The sequence below is a fragment of the Pseudomonas sp. AS2.8 genome (assembly GCF_014190935.1).
Lineage (GTDB): Bacteria > Pseudomonadota > Gammaproteobacteria > Pseudomonadales > Pseudomonadaceae > Chryseomonas.
In genome coordinates, this window is sequence record NZ_JACHVV010000001.1 from 1,259,206 (window position 1) to 1,273,843 (window position 14,638).

12 protein-coding genes are annotated in these 14,638 nt (G+C 65.7%); 3 read left to right on the plus strand and 9 right to left on the minus strand.

Annotated elements, in window-relative coordinates:
• Window positions 1-122: 122 nt before the first annotated feature.
• The 7 genes from efeO (FHR73_RS05700) to FHR73_RS05730 form a co-directional block, all read right to left on the minus strand.
• Entirely contained in the window at window positions 123-938 is an 816-nt protein-coding gene (gene efeO, locus FHR73_RS05700) for an iron uptake system protein EfeO (RefSeq protein ID WP_183629953.1), read from the minus strand.
• A gap of 21 nt (window positions 939-959) precedes the next feature.
• Window positions 960-2,252, minus strand: coding sequence for an iron uptake transporter deferrochelatase/peroxidase subunit (gene efeB, locus FHR73_RS05705; RefSeq protein ID WP_183629954.1), 1,293 nt, complete (start codon window positions 2,250-2,252; stop codon window positions 960-962).
• On the minus strand, window positions 2,249-3,448 hold the full coding sequence (gene efeO, locus FHR73_RS05710) for an iron uptake system protein EfeO (protein WP_409258652.1): 1,200 nt from the start codon (window positions 3,446-3,448) through the stop codon (window positions 2,249-2,251). The genes efeB and efeO (FHR73_RS05710) overlap by 4 nt, the downstream gene beginning before the upstream one ends.
• Entirely contained in the window at window positions 3,445-4,299 is an 855-nt protein-coding gene (gene efeU, locus FHR73_RS05715; RefSeq protein WP_183629955.1) for an iron uptake transporter permease EfeU, read from the minus strand. Before efeU ends, efeO (FHR73_RS05710) begins: the two co-directional genes overlap by 4 nt.
• Window positions 4,300-4,449: 150 nt before the next feature.
• Window positions 4,450-5,472, minus strand: coding sequence for a YncE family protein (locus tag FHR73_RS05720; RefSeq protein WP_183629956.1), 1,023 nt, complete (start codon window positions 5,470-5,472; stop codon window positions 4,450-4,452).
• Between the two features lie 51 nt (window positions 5,473-5,523).
• Window positions 5,524-5,928 carry a hypothetical protein gene (locus tag FHR73_RS05725; protein WP_007158404.1) on the minus strand — a complete coding sequence of 135 codons (405 nt, stop codon included), beginning with the start codon at window positions 5,926-5,928 and terminating at the stop codon, window positions 5,524-5,526.
• A 100-nt stretch (window positions 5,929-6,028) separates the two neighbouring features.
• Window positions 6,029-7,057: an RNA methyltransferase gene (locus FHR73_RS05730; RefSeq protein WP_183629957.1), complete on the minus strand. Its 1,029-nt coding sequence runs from the start codon at window positions 7,055-7,057 to the stop codon at window positions 6,029-6,031.
• Between the two features lie 85 nt (window positions 7,058-7,142).
• Here FHR73_RS05730 and FHR73_RS05735 point away from each other — a divergent pair, with 85 nt between their 5' ends.
• A complete protein-coding gene (locus tag FHR73_RS05735) occupies window positions 7,143-7,445 on the plus strand; it encodes a DUF1883 domain-containing protein (RefSeq protein WP_133863084.1) in 303 nt (100 codons plus the stop codon).
• A 35-nt stretch (window positions 7,446-7,480) separates the two neighbouring features.
• Here the strand turns inward: FHR73_RS05735 and FHR73_RS05740 are convergent, their stop codons facing one another.
• Both FHR73_RS05740 and metH read right to left on the minus strand, forming a co-directional pair.
• Complete coding sequence (locus FHR73_RS05740; protein WP_183629958.1) at window positions 7,481-8,608, minus strand: PQQ-dependent sugar dehydrogenase; 1,128 nt, start codon at window positions 8,606-8,608, stop codon at window positions 7,481-7,483.
• 93 nt (window positions 8,609-8,701) lie between these two features.
• On the minus strand, window positions 8,702-12,418 hold the full coding sequence (gene metH / locus FHR73_RS05745) for a methionine synthase (protein ID WP_183629959.1): 3,717 nt from the start codon (window positions 12,416-12,418) through the stop codon (window positions 8,702-8,704).
• Between the two features lie 266 nt (window positions 12,419-12,684).
• Between metH and FHR73_RS05750 the strand changes: the two genes are divergently transcribed.
• Window positions 12,685-13,647 carry a response regulator gene (locus FHR73_RS05750; RefSeq protein WP_221191408.1) on the plus strand — a complete coding sequence of 321 codons (963 nt, stop codon included), beginning with the start codon at window positions 12,685-12,687 and terminating at the stop codon, window positions 13,645-13,647.
• Between the two features lie 2 nt (window positions 13,648-13,649).
• On the plus strand, window positions 13,650-14,615 hold the full coding sequence (locus FHR73_RS05755; protein ID WP_183629961.1) for a diguanylate cyclase: 966 nt from the start codon (window positions 13,650-13,652) through the stop codon (window positions 14,613-14,615).
• The last annotated feature ends 23 nt before the right edge of the window (window positions 14,616-14,638 follow it).

The following is a 14,638-nucleotide window of genomic DNA, read 5'->3' on the forward strand; positions in this document are numbered from 1 at the left end:
CTAGGCCGTGCACGATAGCAGCAGGTCTATATGCTTAAAAGCGATGTTTCTTTATATATAAATCTATTCCGGCGATAAGCGGGAGTGGGGTGGACGGCGCCGGACACCGCCCACCGCGGGCCTCAGTTCAGCCCCAGCTTGCCGCGCAGGGTGGAGAGGTCTTCGGCCAGGGTGTTGACCGGACCGACCAGGGCCTTGCGATCACGCTCGCTGACCTTGTCGTAGGTCTCGAAGCCACCGTCCTTAGTCTTGTACTTGGCCAGGATCTTGTCGACCGTGGCGAAGTTCTTGTCGACCTTGGCGACAAAGGCCTGGTCCTGCTTCTCGATCTGCGGGCGGAACAGGTCGACGATCTTCTTGGCGCCGTCGACGTTGGCCTGGAAGTCGTAGAGATCGGTGTGGCTGTAGCGCTCTTCCTCGCCCGACACCTTGGTCGCCGCCACTTCCTCCATCAGCGCCGCGGCGCCACCCACCACCTTTTCCGGCGGGAAGGTCAGGCCGTCGACGCGGGCCTGCAGGTCCTTGACGTCGGCCAGCAGCTTGTCGGCGAGGGGGCCCTGGCCTTCGGTGGTGTTCTGGGTGAAGAGGGCGTGCTCCAGGCGATGGAAGCCGGTGAAGTCCTCGGACTTGACGCCCTGCTCGTGGTCGTCTTCGCGGGAGTCGATGGCGGCGTCCAGGTCGCTGAAGAGTTCGGCGATGGGCTCGACCTGCTCGTAGGAGACCCGGGTCGGGGCGTAGAGCTTGCGTGCGGTGGCCAGGTCGCCGCGCTTGACCGCCGCGGTGAAGGCCTGGGTCTGCTCGGTGAGCTTGGCCAGGTTGTCGGTGACATAGATCTTGTAGTCGGAGATGGGGCCGACCAGATCCAGCGGCGAGTTGGCAGCGAAGGCCGGCGTGGCGAGGGCCAGACCGAGGGCAACGGCGAGGAACGAGCGTTTCATTCGACTTCTCCTGTCGAGGTGTTAAAGCGATGCGGCGGCCAGCAGGCTGCGGCCGAGGTAGTCCTTGGCATCGGTGATCCCCGGCAGGACGAAGAAGTAACCGCCGCCGATGGGCTTGATGTATTCCTCCAGGGGTTCGCCATCCAGACGCTTCTGCACGGCGATGAAGCCCTGTTCCAGATCGGCCTGGTAGGCGATGAACAGCAGGCCCATGTCGAGCTGGCCGTTCTTGCGTACGCCATTGGAGTAGTTGAAGGGGCGGCGCAGGATCAGGTTGCGCTGGCTTGCCGCGGTGCGGGGGTTGGCCAGGCGGATATGGGCGTCCAGCGGCGTGACCTTGCCCTTGGGATCGCTGGCGTAATCCGGCACATCGGTCTCGTGACCGCCAGCCATGGGCGCGCCACTGGCCTTGCGCCGCCCGAAGATGGCTTCCTGCTCCTGCAGCGGGGTGCGATCCCAGCGCTCGACGAAATTGCGGATGAGGCGCACCGCCTGGTAGCTGCCCTGGGCGGCCCAGGCCGGCTCGCTGCTGCCGGGCTGGACCCAGACGATCCGGTCCATCGCCTGCGGGTCGGTGGAGTCGGGGTTGGCCGAGCCGTCGCGAAAGCCGAGGAAGTTGCGCGCGCTCTCCGCGGGTTGCCCGGGTGGCGGATCCTGCACCGGCACGCTGCCTTCCTGCTTCCAGCGGATCGCCAGCAGGTCGGGCAGGTTCTTCACGATGTCGCGCAGGGCGTGGATGTTGGTGTCCGGGGTGTTGGCACAGAACTGCAGGCAGAGATCGCCGTGGCAGCAGTCCGCTTCCAGGGCGTCGTTGGGAAAGCCGGTCATGCGTTGCAGTTGCCGCGGCTTGACCGCGCTCAGGCCGAAGCGGTCGTCGAATAGCGACTCACCCACCGAGACGGTGATGGTGAGGTTGTCCGGCGTGACCACCGGGCCGAGGATGCCGGAATCCAGCGGCGGCAACCTGGGATCGACCTCCGGCACCGGGCCACCCTGCATGAGAAAGCGGATGCGCTCGTCGAGGGTCCGCAGCAGGCGTTCCAGGTCCTCACGATCGCTGGCCAGCACATCGAAGGCCACGATCATTCCGGCCGCCGGACGCGGGGTGACGACGCCGCTCTGGTGCCGGCCCAGGAACGCCTGGCGCTGGTGGGTATTGGCGCTGCCGGGGGCACGGGTCACCTCGGCGGTGCTGGCCGCTCGGGCGTGCATCGGGCAGAGCCCGGCACCGGCCAGGGCCACGCTGGCGGCGCCGAGGCCACCCAGCAGGCGGCGACGTTCGATGTTGGGCTGATCGGGAGCGGACTTCTTCATGGCGTGGTCTTGGTCGCGGCAAGGCCGAGGGCCGGGGCGACCTGGTCGAGCGAGTCGGCCAGGGCCTGGGCCGCGGCGGCGATGCGCTGGCGGTCGTCAGGGGACAGGGAAGAGTAGGGGCGCTGGACATCGCCCAGGGCCGCGGCCAAGGCGTCGGCCTGGGTATCCAGGCGTTGCTGCAGCTCGGGATGCCCCTTGCCGAGCAGCGGGCGCAGCAACTCGATCACCTTGCGCGTGCCGTCCAGATTGGCGGCGAAACCGGGCAGGACGAGCTGGCTGTAGCGTTCTTCTTCGCCCGAGATACGGGTACTGGCCAGGTTGTGCAGCAGGCGCGCGGCGTTGCCGCTGAGTTGCTCGGGCGGCAGCGACTGACCGAGCAGGGCGTCGCGCAGGGCGGCGGCGTCCTGCTCGAGGCGGGTGGCGACCGGTGCCAGGTCCTGGGTGCTGTTGCCGGCGAAGAGTGCCTGTTCGAGGCGATGGAAGCCACCGAAGGCCGGATCCTGCTCGCGCTTTTCATAGTAGTCGGCACGGGCGTTGAGGCGATTGTCCAGTTCGGCGAAGCGCTGCGCGGTCGCTGCCAGGCGCTGGTAGGGCAGGCGGGCTGCCGCATAGGCGGCGCGCGCCTGCTCCAGGTCGCCCGCAGCCAGCGCCTGCTGCAGGGTGGCGAGGCCCTGCAGCAACAGGCGGCTCTGCTGATTCAGGTAGACGCGGTATTCCGACAGCGGGCCGACGAACTGGGTCAGGGTCGGACCGGCCTTGCTGGCGGCTTCCGAGGCGGCGGTCGGCAGTACCTTCAGCGTGCCGCGCGGATTGCTCAGCAGACCGCAGGTGATGGCGTAGTCACCAGGGGCCAGGGTGGCATTGATGACCTGGCTGAGGCCGGGGGCGATGTTCTCGCGCTCCTCGACCACCAGGACGCCATCGAGAATCTCCCACTCCACCGCCCGGTCCGAGCGGTTGACGATACGAAAGCGCGCCGGCCCGGCAGGCACTTCCAGGGCGTTGGGTTCGCAGCGATTGGCCAGGATATCGACCTTGATTTCGCCGTCGGCCACACTGGCGTGACGCTCGCCTGCGGAGCGCGAGGCGTAGTAGAAGGCGGCGGCCGCCACGATCAGCAGCGTGGCCGAGCCGACCACGGCCAGGCGCATGGCCGTGGAGCCGTGCTTCGGCGAATGGGGGTTGGCGTTGTTCAAGACGGGCGCTCCAGCGAGGCAGGGGTGGTCACGGCAGGACGCTGGGGCGGCGCCGGGGTACGGAAGAACAGCGGCAGGGTGACTGCCAGGAACAGCAGGTAGGCGCCAAGGGTGCTGACGGTCGGGGTGTCCTGATAGCCGAACATCCCGGCCAGTACCGTACCGACCGGGCCGTCGGCGGGCAGTACGTGACTCCAGTCGAACAGCACCTGCTGCAGCGAATTCCACAGGCCGGCTTCATGCAGGGCCTTGACCGAGTTGGTGAACAGGCCAGCCGCGACGAAGAGGATGAACAGGCCGGTGAAGCGGAAGAACTTGCCCAGGTTCAGGCGCACGCCACCGGTATAGAGGCCATAGCCCACGGCAATGGCGATGATCAGCCCCAGCAGGGCACCCACGGGCGCGCCGGGGCCGGCGCTCTGCTGGAAGATCGCCAGCAGGAAGAACACGGTTTCCAGGCCCTCGCGGGCGACCGCCAGGAAGACCATCCCGATCAGGGCATATACCTGGTTGCGCGAGGCGGACAGGGCGTTCTCCAGGGAGTCGTGCAGTTCGGTCTTGATCGAACGCGCCGCCTTGCGCATCCAGAACACCATGGAGGTGAGGATGGCGGTGGCTGCCAGGCCGACCACCGCTTCGAACAGCTCCTGCTGACGCTGCGGGAATTCGGCGCTGGCCAGTTGCAGGCCGGCGCCGACGAACAGCGACAGGGCGGCGGCCAGCATCACGCCGATCCAGACCGCGGGCATCCAGTGGCCGCGACCGGTCCGTTGCAGATAGCTGGCGATGATGCCAACGATGAGCGCCGCTTCGATGCCTTCGCGGAGCATGATCAGAAAGGGAACGAGCATGAAAGCTATCACCGACGGAAGCGAAGGGGCGCAGAGGCGCCCGCAGGTCGGTGATTTGTATCACAATGATTCAGATTGTTAAATGCGGATGATTCTCGTGCCTCGCGGATCCGCTGACTGGTTGGCAGCGAATCCCCCTACTGCGGAGTCTCAGGCGCGAAAGACCACGGCGGTATCCGGCGCCTTGCCGGTAGCGAAGCGGCGGATCTCGCGCCAGCTGCGCAGATCGACCACCGCCAGCTGGTTGTCTTCCAGGGCCGCGAACAGGCGCTCGCCACGGGGATCAAGGTTGAGTCCGGGCACCGAGCTGCCCATGGGCAGATAGGCGGCTTCGGCGAGGGTATCGGGCCGCAGCAGCGAGAGGCTCTTGTCCGCCAGGTTGGAAACCAGCAGGCGGCCATCGGGTAGGGCGGCTACCCGTACCGCTTCGCCGCGCAGCTTGACCTGGCGGAGCGGCGTCAGGTCGCGGGCATCCAGCGCATGGAGGATGCCGGCGAAGCGATCCAGCACATAGAAGGTGCGCTCGTCCGGACTCAGGCAGCAGCCCTCCGGCGCCTGGCCAAGATACCTTTTCACCGGCAGCACGGCGGGATTGTGCGCATCGACCAGGATCACCAGACCGCTCAGGGTATCGGCAACATAGGCACGACGGCCGTCACGGGTCAGTACGAAGTAGTGGCTGCGGGTGCCGCCGACCGGGACGATCTGGCTGGGTGATTCGGCGGTGGCGGGTTGATCGAAGCGGATGAGCAGCGAGTCGGTCTCGCTGAGCACATAGAGGCGACCCTGGTCGTCCAGGCGCATGCCGTGCAGGCGGTGATAGGGCGACAGGTCGATGGATCTCACCAGCCGGCGCTCGGCGAGATCGATCACGCTGACCTGGTGGCCGCCCTCGCCAGGCGCCTGCCAGCTCTTGACCCCGTACTGGCCGACGTAGGCATAGCGACCCTGGCGGTTGGCGACGATCTCGTGGGGTTGCTCGGGCAGTTCCAGGCCGCCGACGCGCTTGCCGTCGGCCAGGCGATAAAAGCCGATGCCGGGGGCTTCCTTCTCGACCAGGGCGAGATATTCGTCGTCCGCCGCGAAGGCGTGGAGCGGATAGCCGCCCAGCAGGGGCAGGGCGGCACTGGCAGCCAGCAGGCCAAGGGTCCGGCGGCGATTCAAGTGGGGCATAGGAGGTCTCCCGAGGGGCAAGCCTCCCTGCCAGGGTCAAGCGAATCCGTGCTAGTCGAATAGACCCTTGAACCAGGTCCAAACTCCGAAGGAGTAGTCGGGAAAGATGTCGATGCCCAGCGCCGACTTGAGCAGATAGAGCAGCAGCAGGCCCACCAGGCCGCAGGCCAGCAGGATCACCGCCAGCACCGTGGCCTTGCCGAGCAGGGACAATTCCTGCTCCAGGCGCGAGAGCTGACGGTAGTTGCGACCGGCGAGGAAGACGAAGTAGTAGCGGCGGTGCCAGAACTTGACGGTGCCGCGAAGATCGACACTGTGCTTGCCCCAGCTGCGGGTGCCGAAGGCCAGCTTGAGGGCTTCCAGCTGCTCCTCGGTAAAGGATTCACGCAGCTCTTCGGGCAGGCGTTCCTTCAGGCCGGCGATGAAGGGGTCGTGGCGTTTGATGCGATCCTGCATGGAAAAGCTTCCCTCTGAATGGTGCGAATGCACTCTGAGGGAACACCAGGCCGGGCGTTCCGCCGCACCTGATGGGCGGGGCCGCGCGCAGGACGATCGGTCAGGCGCTGACCCGTACGGGGCGCAGCACCTCGGCCCGGGCGCGCAGCTGGCCACAACCGCCATCGACATCCTGGCCCGCGGAATTGCGCACCTTGGTGAGCAGGCCGCGGCTGTGCAGGTAGCGCACGATCTGCACGATGCGCTCGCCGTCGGGGCGCTGGTAGTCGTCCACTTCCAGGCTGTTGTAGGGAATCAGGTTGAGCACGCCGTACTTGCCCTTCATCAGCCGCAGCAATTCGTCCATCTCGTCCTGGCCGTCGTTGATGCCGGCCAGCAGCGTCCACTGGTACTGAATCGGATAGCCGATCAACCGGGCATAGGCTTCACCCTGTTCGATCAGCTCGCCCGGTTCGTAGCGGGGCGCCTTGGGCAGCAGCCGGGCCCGCCGCTCGGCATTGGTGCTGTGCAGCGACAGCGCCAGCGCCGGCCTGACCGCCTGCCGGGGCAGGCGGTCGAACACCCGCGGATCGCCGACGGTGGAAAACACCAGGTTGCGATGGCCGATCCCGCCGGCCGTGCCCAGCAGGTCGATGGCTTCCAGCACGTTGTCCAGGTTGTGCGCCGGCTCGCCCATGCCCATGAAGACCACCTTCTTGACCGACCTAATGCGTCGCGCCAGGGCCACTTGGGCGACGATCTCGGCGCTGCCCACCTGACGCAGGAGGCCGCTCTTGCCAGTCATGCAGAAGACGCAGCCCACCGCGCAACCGACCTGGGACGACACGCAAAGCCCATCGCGGGGCAACAGCACGCTTTCCACCGCCTGGCCATCGCCAAGGGTCACCAGCATCCGTGCCGAACCGTCGGCCCCCGGGTGCTCCGAGGTCACCCGGGCCAGGCCTTCCAGCCGCGCGGTCAGCGCCGGGATGGCCTGGCGCACCTCCAGTGGCAGGAAGTTTTCCGCCTGCTGGCGCCGGGTGCCGGTATCCAGGGGCAGCCCCTGGCACCAGGCGCGCAGGATCCGGGCACTGTGCTTGGGCTTGGCGCCGGCATCGGCGAGAGACTGGACGACATCGGAAATACGCATGGGAAAAGGGCAGGTCGGGGGCGGGCGGCGATAATAGGACAGGGCAGGGATGCTATCCTAGTCCTTTGCAAGACGAGGACCCGTCATGAAGTTCATCCACCAGCGCGAGCATCTCAACGAGGGCGACCTGGTCGTCATCCAGAGTTCGGGGGTGTGCAACATCCGCCTGATGAACGATGCCAATTTCCGCAGCTTCAAGAACGGCGGCCGCCACTCCTACCATGGCGGCGCCTTCGACACCTTTCCGGCGCGGATCACGGTACCCAGCACCGGCTTCTGGAACATCACCTTGGACACCGTCACCAAGCGGCCGATCAGCGTGACCCGTAAGCCCGAGATCAAGCATTCGATCAAGATCGTTCGCCGCTCGCCTTCCGAGCTGCGCTGAGTCGGCGGTCACCCCTCCCTGGGTGACGCCTGCCGCTACTTCGGCTGCAATTCGAGCAGTCGCGCCTTGGCGCCGTCTTCCAGCACCCAGAGGCTGCCGTTGGGGCCTTCCTCGACGTCGCGGATGCGCGTACCCATGGCATAGCGTTCCACCTCGCGCGCTTCTTCGCCCTTGAGTTCGATCCGCACCAGCGCCTTGGACGACAGCCCGCCGATGAAGGCATTGCCCTTCCAGGCAGGGAAGCGGTCGCCCGCGTAGATCATCAGGCCGGCCGGCGAGATCACCGGCGTCCAGGTGATCTTCGGTGGGATGAATTCCGGACGGGTCGCGTGATCCGGAATCGGCTTGCCACCGTAATGGTCGCCATTGGAGACCTCGGGATAGCCGTAGTTGCTGCCGCGCTGGATCAGGTTCAGCTCGTCGCCGCCCTGCGGTCCCATTTCCTGTTCCCATAGCCTGCCCTGGGCGTCGAAGGCGATGCCCAGCGGATTACGATGGCCGAGAGACCACACCTGAGCAGCCACTCCACCGTCTTTGGCAAAGGGATTGTCTAAAGGAACTCGTCCGTCTTCATTGATACGAACGATCTTTCCAAGATTGCTATTCATATCTTGAGCGGGGGTGAATTTTTGCCGCTCACCAGAGGTAATCCAAAGCTTGCCGTCCGGGCCAAATCTCATGCGATGGCCATAGTGGCCGTTGCCAGTGACCTTCGGCGTCTGTCGCCAGATCACCCTAAGTTCGCTGAGCGAGCCGCTGCCGTCATCCTTCAATGCCAGCTTGGCCCGCGCTACCGCCGCTCCCTGGGTACCGTCTGCCCCGGCCTCGGCATAGCTCAGGTAGATCAGCCTGTTGCCGGCGTATTGGGGGTGCAGGATGACATCGCCCAGCCCGCCCTGGCCGGCGGCGACCACCTTGGGTACCCCGCTGATGTCCTGGGCCTGGCCGGTCTGCACGTTCAGGTGCTTGAGGACGCCGCCTTTCTCGGTGACCAGCGCCGTGCCGTCCGGCAGGAAGGCGATGGCCCAGGGTGCGTCCAGGGTGGCCCGTGGCGTGGCGGTGAAGGGCCACTGAGCTTCACTCAGCGCCTGGGGCGCGGCACTGGCATTCAGGGTGGCGAGACCGAGCAGGAGACTGCCGGCGGCTAGGGTAAGGCCTTTCATGGGCACGCGGTCCTCGTCGATGGAAGTCCCTACACCCTAGTAGGGACGCCCGCGAAAAGGGCCGCGTTTTTGTTACCTGAGGCGTCTGCCGGGCTAGTTGTCGTACCCCAGATTCGGCGCCAGCCACCGCTCCGTCACCGCCAGCTCCTGACCCTTGCGCTCGGTGTAGCTGCCCACCTGATCCCGGTCGATCTTGCCCACGGCGAAGTACTGGGCTTCGGGATGGGCAAAGTACCAGCCGCTGACGGCGGCCGCCGGGAACATGGCGTAGTGCTCGGTGAGGAAGACGCCGCTGCGACCGGCCTCGTTGAAGCTGGCCTCGGGGTCCAGCAGCTTGAACAGGGTGGCCTTCTCGGTGTGATCGGGGCAGGCCGGATAGCCGGGGGCAGGGCGGATGCCCTTGTACTGCTCGCGGATCAGCGCCTCGTTGTCCAGGGTCTCGTCCGCGGCATAGCCCCAGTGCTCCTTGCGCACCTGCGCGTGCAGCCACTCGGCGCAGGCTTCGGCGAGGCGGTCGGCCAGGGCCTTGACCATGATCGAGTTGTAGTCGTCGCCCTTGCGCTCGTAGTCCTTGGCCAGCTCCTCGGCGCCGATACCGGCGGTGACGATGAAGCCGCCCATATAGTCGGTCACGCCCGTCTCCTTGGGCGCGACGAAGTCGGCCAGGGACAGGTTGGGCTTGCCCTCTGGCTTGATGGTCTGCTGGCGCAGGTGGTGCAGGGTGGCCAGGGGCTGGCCGTCCTCGCCATAGACTTCCAGGTCGTCGTCGCGGACCTGGTTGGCCGGCCAGAAGCCGAACACGGCGCGGGCCCTGATCAGCTTCTCGTCGATCAGCTTGCTGAGCATAGCCTGGGCGTCGTGGAACAGCGCGGTGGCCGCTTCACCCACCACCTCGTCGGTGAGGATGCGCGGGTACTTGCCGGCCAGGTCCCAGGAGATGAAGAAGGGCGTCCAGTCGATGTACTCGGCCAGGACCGCCAGGTCGATGTCTTCCAGCACCCGGGTGCCGGTGAAGCTGGGCGTGGGCGCCTGGTAGCCCAGCCAGTTGAAGGCGGGCTTGTTGGCCACGGCCTTTTCGTAAGACAGGCGTTCGGTGCGGGCGCTGCGATTGGCGGTGCGCTCGCGGACCTCGACGTAATCGGCGCGCGTGCGCTCGACGAAGCCGGCCTTGAGTTCCTTGGAGAGCAACTGGGTAGCGACGCCCACCGCACGCGAGGCATCGGTGACGTAGACCACCGCATCGTTCTTGTACTGCGGCTCGATCTTGACCGCGGTATGGGCCTTGGAGGTGGTGGCGCCGCCGATCATCAAGGGCAGGGTGAAGCCCTGGCGCTGCATCTCCTTGGCGACGTGGACCATCTCGTCCAGCGAGGGGGTGATCAGGCCGGACAGGCCGATGATGTCGCACTTCTCGGCGATGGCGGTCTGCAGGATCTTTTCCGCCGGGACCATGACGCCCAGGTCGACGATGTCATAGCCGTTGCAGCCCAGCACCACGCCGACGATGTTCTTGCCGATGTCGTGGACGTCGCCCTTGACCGTGGCCATGAGGATCTTGCCCTTGGCCTCGGGCTTGTCGCCTTTCTCCGCCTCGATGAAGGGGATCAGGTGCGCCACCGCCTGCTTCATCACCCGGGCGGACTTGACCACCTGGGGCAGGAACATCTTGCCCGAGCCGAACAGGTCGCCGACCACGTTCATGCCGCTCATCAACGGGCCCTCGATGACCTCGATGGGGCGCGCGCACTGCTGGCGGCACTCCTCGGTGTCCTCGACGATATAGGTGGTGATGCCCTTGACCAGCGCATGCTCCAGCCGTTTGCCCACCGGCAGGCCGCGCCATTCCTCGGTCTCGGCTTCCTTGACCGCGCCGCCGCCCCTGTAGTCGTCGGCGATCGCCAACAGGGCGTCGGTGCCGGCCGGAGTGCGGTTGAGCACCACGTCCTCGACCCGCTCGCGCAGGGCGGCCGGGATCTCGTCATAGATCTCCAGCTGGCCGGCGTTGACGATGCCCATGGTCAGGCCGTTCTGGATGGCGTGGTAAAGGAAGACCGAGTGGATGGCCTCGCGCACCGGGTTGTTGCCGCGGAAGGAGAAGGAGACGTTGGACACGCCGCCCGAGGTCAGGGCGTAGGGCAGGTTGTCGCGGATGAAGGCGCAGGCGTTGATGAAGTCGACCGCATAGTTGTTGTGCTCCTCGATCCCGGTCGCCACGGCGAAGATGTTGGGGTCGAAGATGATGTCTTCCGGCGGGAAGCCGACCTGGTTGACCAGGATGTCGTAGGAACGCGCGCAGATCTCGTTCTTGCGCGCCTCGGTGTCGGCCTGGCCGTCTTCGTCGAAGGCCATGACCACCACCGCCGCGCCGTATCTCTTGCACAGCTTGGCGTGATGGATGAAGGACTCGACCCCTTCCTTCATGGAGATGGAATTGACGATGCCCTTGCCCTGGATGCACTTGAGACCGGCCTCGATCACCTCCCACTTGGAGGAGTCGATCATGATCGGTACGCGGGAGATGTCCGGCTCGGAGGCGATCAGGTTGAGGAAGGTGACCATGGCCGCCTTCGAATCCAGCATGCCCTCGTCCATGTTGATGTCGATGACCTGGGCGCCGGCTTCCACCTGCTGCTGGGCCACTTCCAGGGCCTCGGCGTAGTTCTCTTCGCGGATCAGGCGGGCGAACTTGGCCGAACCGGTGATGTTGGTGCGCTCGCCGACGTTGACGAACAGCGACTCGCGGCTGATGGTGAAGGGTTCCAGGCCGGACAGGCGGCAGGCCTTGGGGATCTTCGGCAGCTGCCGCGGCGGATGCTTGGCGACCGCCTCGGCGATGGCCTGGATATGCGCCGGCGTGGTGCCGCAGCAGCCGCCGACGATATTGAGCAGGCCGCTGGCAGCGAATTCCTCGACCACCGCCGCCATCTGCGCGGGGCTTTCGTCGTATTCGCCGAAGGCGTTGGGCAAGCCGGCGTTGGGGTGGGCGGAGACGAAGGTGTCGGCCTTGGTTGCCAGCTCCTCGACATAGGGCCGCAGTTCCTTGGCCCCCAGGGCGCAGTTGAGGCCGACGGAAAGCGGCTGGGCGTGCCGCACCGAGTTCCAGAAGGCTTCGGTGGTCTGGCCCGACAGGGTACGGCCGGAGGCGTCGGTGATGGTGCCGGAGATCATGATCGGCAGCTCGATGCCGACCTCCTCGAACACGCCCTGGACCGCAAAGATCGCGGCCTTGGCGTTGAGGGTGTCGAAGATGGTCTCGATCAGGATGAGGTCGGCGCCGCCTTCGATCAGGCCACGGGTGGCCTCGGTGTAGTTCTCCACCAGCACATCGAAGGTGACGTTGCGATAGCCGGGGTTGTTGACGTCCGGAGAGATGGAGCAGGTCCGACTGGTCGGGCCGAGGACCCCAGCGACGAAACGCGGACGATCCGGGGTCTCCAGGGTCTTGGCGTCGGCCACCTCGCGGGCGACCCGGGCGCCGGCCAGGTTCAGCTCGTAGGTGATGGCTTCCATGCCGTAGTCGGCCTGGGAGACGCGCGTGGCATTGAAGGTGTTGGTTTCCAGGATATCGGCGCCGGCATCCAGGTAGGCCTTTTCGATCTCGGCGATGATCCGCGGCTGGGTCAGCAGCAGGAGGTCGTTGTTGCCCTTGACGTCGCTCGGCCAGTCGGCGAAGCGCTCGCCGCGGTAGTCCGCTTCCTCCAGCCGATAGCTCTGGATCATGGTGCCCATGCCGCCGTCGAGGATGAGGATGCGCTGCGCGAGGGCGTGGCGGAGGGCGGCGAGGCGAGAGCTGCGATCGGTCATGGGCATTCCACAGAGATGAAGAGACGCGGGACAAAGGGTGGCAGCATAGCAAAAGCCGGCGGACACCCCGGTATTGGCGACGGTCCATGATGAACAGCGCTCATGCAGGGTCGGCGAGTCTTTCATGGCGTAAACGTCTGACGATCTAGAGCGGCCGGTGGGCAGGCCTTCGAAGTGCTGCTTTACTGACAGATGACCGACGTTTACTGTGCGTCAAAACTGCGTCATGGAAGGTGGCCGTGATTCCTCTGGTGATATGCGACGACTCGAACATGGCGCGCAAGCAGCTGGTTCGCTCCCTGCCCGAAGGCTGGCCGGTATCCATCACCCAGGCCACCAATGGCGAGGAAGCCCTCACGGCGCTGCGCCAGGGTCTGGGCCAGGTGATGCTGCTGGACCTGACCATGCCGATCCTGGATGGCTACGGCACCCTGGCGGCTATCCGCAACGAAGGCCTGGCGGTCAAGGTGATCGTCGTTTCCGGCGACGTCCAGGAACAGGCGGTAGCCCGGGTCCGTGAACTGGGCGCCCTGGACTTCCTGCGCAAGCCCGCCGATCCCGCCGAACTGGCCGCGGTGCTCGCACGCCACGGCCTCTACAGTCCCAATCCGGCGGTGCCGGCGGAACCCGTCCCGCGCCCCGAGCTGGAGGTCAGTTTCCGCGATGCCTTCCGCGAGGTGGTCAACGTCTCCATGGGCCGTGCCGGCGCGCTGCTGGCCAAGGCGCTGAACGTCTTCGTCCAGCTGCCGATTCCCAACGTCAATATCCTGGAAGTCAGCGAACTGCACATGACGTTGGTGGACGCCCAGCGTGAGGATCGCCTCAGTGCGGTCTGCCAGGGTTACATCGGCGAGGGCATCGCCGGCGAGGCGCTGCTGATCTTCCATGACTCGGAATTCGACGACATGGCGCAGCTGGTGCGCTGGCGCGAGGCGGGGGAGTCTGGCGACATCGAGATGCTGCTGGACCTGTCGAGCATCATCATCGGCGCCTGCCTGGCCGGCATCGCCGAGCAGTTCGATATCCGCTTTTCCCAGGGCCATCCGACCATCCTCGGCCACCACGCGTCGATCGACGAACTCATCGTCGTCAACAAGACGCGCTGGAAGAAGACCCTGGCGGTCGAGCTCAGCTACAGCCTGGAAGGCCATAACGTCCACTTCGATCTGCTGCTGCTGTTCACCGAGGATTCGGTGAAGCGCATCACCCGCAAGATCGGCTACCTGATGAGTTGAGCATGGCGGCACAGATCGATATCAATGAACTCCACTGGCTGCTGGACATCGTGCAGAACATCGATGTCGGCGTGGTGGTGCTGGACCTCGACTATCGCATCGAGGTCTGGAACAGCTTCATGGAAAACCATTCCGGGCGGATCCTCAGCGAGGTCAGCCAGCAATCGCTGTTCGCCGTCTTCGCCGAGATCGACGAAGCCTGGTTTCGTGCCAAGGCCGAGAGCGTGGTGCTGCTGGGTACCCGGGCCTTTTCCATCTGGGAACAGCGACCCTATCTGGTCCACTTCAAGAGCTACCAGCCGATCACCGGCGTGGAAGCCTTCATGTACCAGAACGTCACCCTGCTGCCGCTGCGGGATTCCACCGGTGCCATCGCCCACATCTGCGTGGTGATCTACGACGTCACCGACGTCGCCATCAACAAGCGGCAACTGGAGCTCTCCAACGACAAGCTGCAGGAGCTGTCGCGTACCGACCGCCTCACCGGGCTGGCCAATCGCGGTTACTGGGAAGAGCGCCTCACCGAGGAATTCGCCCGCCACCAGCGCTATGGCGGCCGCCTGGCGCTGATGATGCTCGACATCGATCACTTCAAGCGCATCAACGACACCCACGGCCATGCCGTGGGCGACCAGGCGATCAAGGCGCTGGCCGGGGTGATCAAGACCCATGTGCGCAATGCCGACATCGCCGGACGCTACGGTGGCGAGGAATTCGGCGTGGTGCTGCTCGACACCGGCGTGGAGGGCGCGCGGCTGCTCGCCGAGCGCCTGCGCGAGGCCGTGGAGGCCATGCGTCTCGACGTGCTGGGAACGCCCATCGCCTTCACCATCAGTATCGGCATCACCGATCTGTCGGTGCCCCTGGGCAATCACGAGCAGATGATCCAGCAGGCGGACAAGGCGCTCTACGAGTCCAAGCACGGCGGGCGCAACCGGGTGACCAGTTTCGTGCAGCGGCTCGATTGAGACGATTATCCGACTGTTTCACT

Coding starts and splice junctions, on each gene's coding strand:
- FHR73_RS05755 (WP_183629961.1), top strand. CDS start 13,650: ATGGCGGCACAGATCGATATCAATGAACTCCACTGGCTGCTGGACATC.
- FHR73_RS05730 (WP_183629957.1), bottom strand. CDS start 7,057: ATGCGTATTTCCGATGTCGTCCAGTCTCTCGCCGATGCCGGCGCCAAG.
- FHR73_RS05720 (WP_183629956.1), bottom strand. CDS start 5,472: ATGCCCCACTTGAATCGCCGCCGGACCCTTGGCCTGCTGGCTGCCAGT.
- metH (WP_183629959.1), bottom strand. CDS start 12,418: ATGCCCATGACCGATCGCAGCTCTCGCCTCGCCGCCCTCCGCCACGCC.
- efeB (WP_183629954.1), bottom strand. CDS start 2,252: ATGAAGAAGTCCGCTCCCGATCAGCCCAACATCGAACGTCGCCGCCTG.
- FHR73_RS05750 (WP_221191408.1), top strand. CDS start 12,685: ATGGCGCGCAAGCAGCTGGTTCGCTCCCTGCCCGAAGGCTGGCCGGTA.
- efeU (WP_183629955.1), bottom strand. CDS start 4,299: ATGCTCGTTCCCTTTCTGATCATGCTCCGCGAAGGCATCGAAGCGGCG.
- FHR73_RS05740 (WP_183629958.1), bottom strand. CDS start 8,608: ATGAAAGGCCTTACCCTAGCCGCCGGCAGTCTCCTGCTCGGTCTCGCC.
- efeO (WP_183629953.1), bottom strand. CDS start 938: ATGAAACGCTCGTTCCTCGCCGTTGCCCTCGGTCTGGCCCTCGCCACG.
- FHR73_RS05735 (WP_133863084.1), top strand. CDS start 7,143: ATGAAGTTCATCCACCAGCGCGAGCATCTCAACGAGGGCGACCTGGTC.
- FHR73_RS05725 (WP_007158404.1), bottom strand. CDS start 5,928: ATGCAGGATCGCATCAAACGCCACGACCCCTTCATCGCCGGCCTGAAG.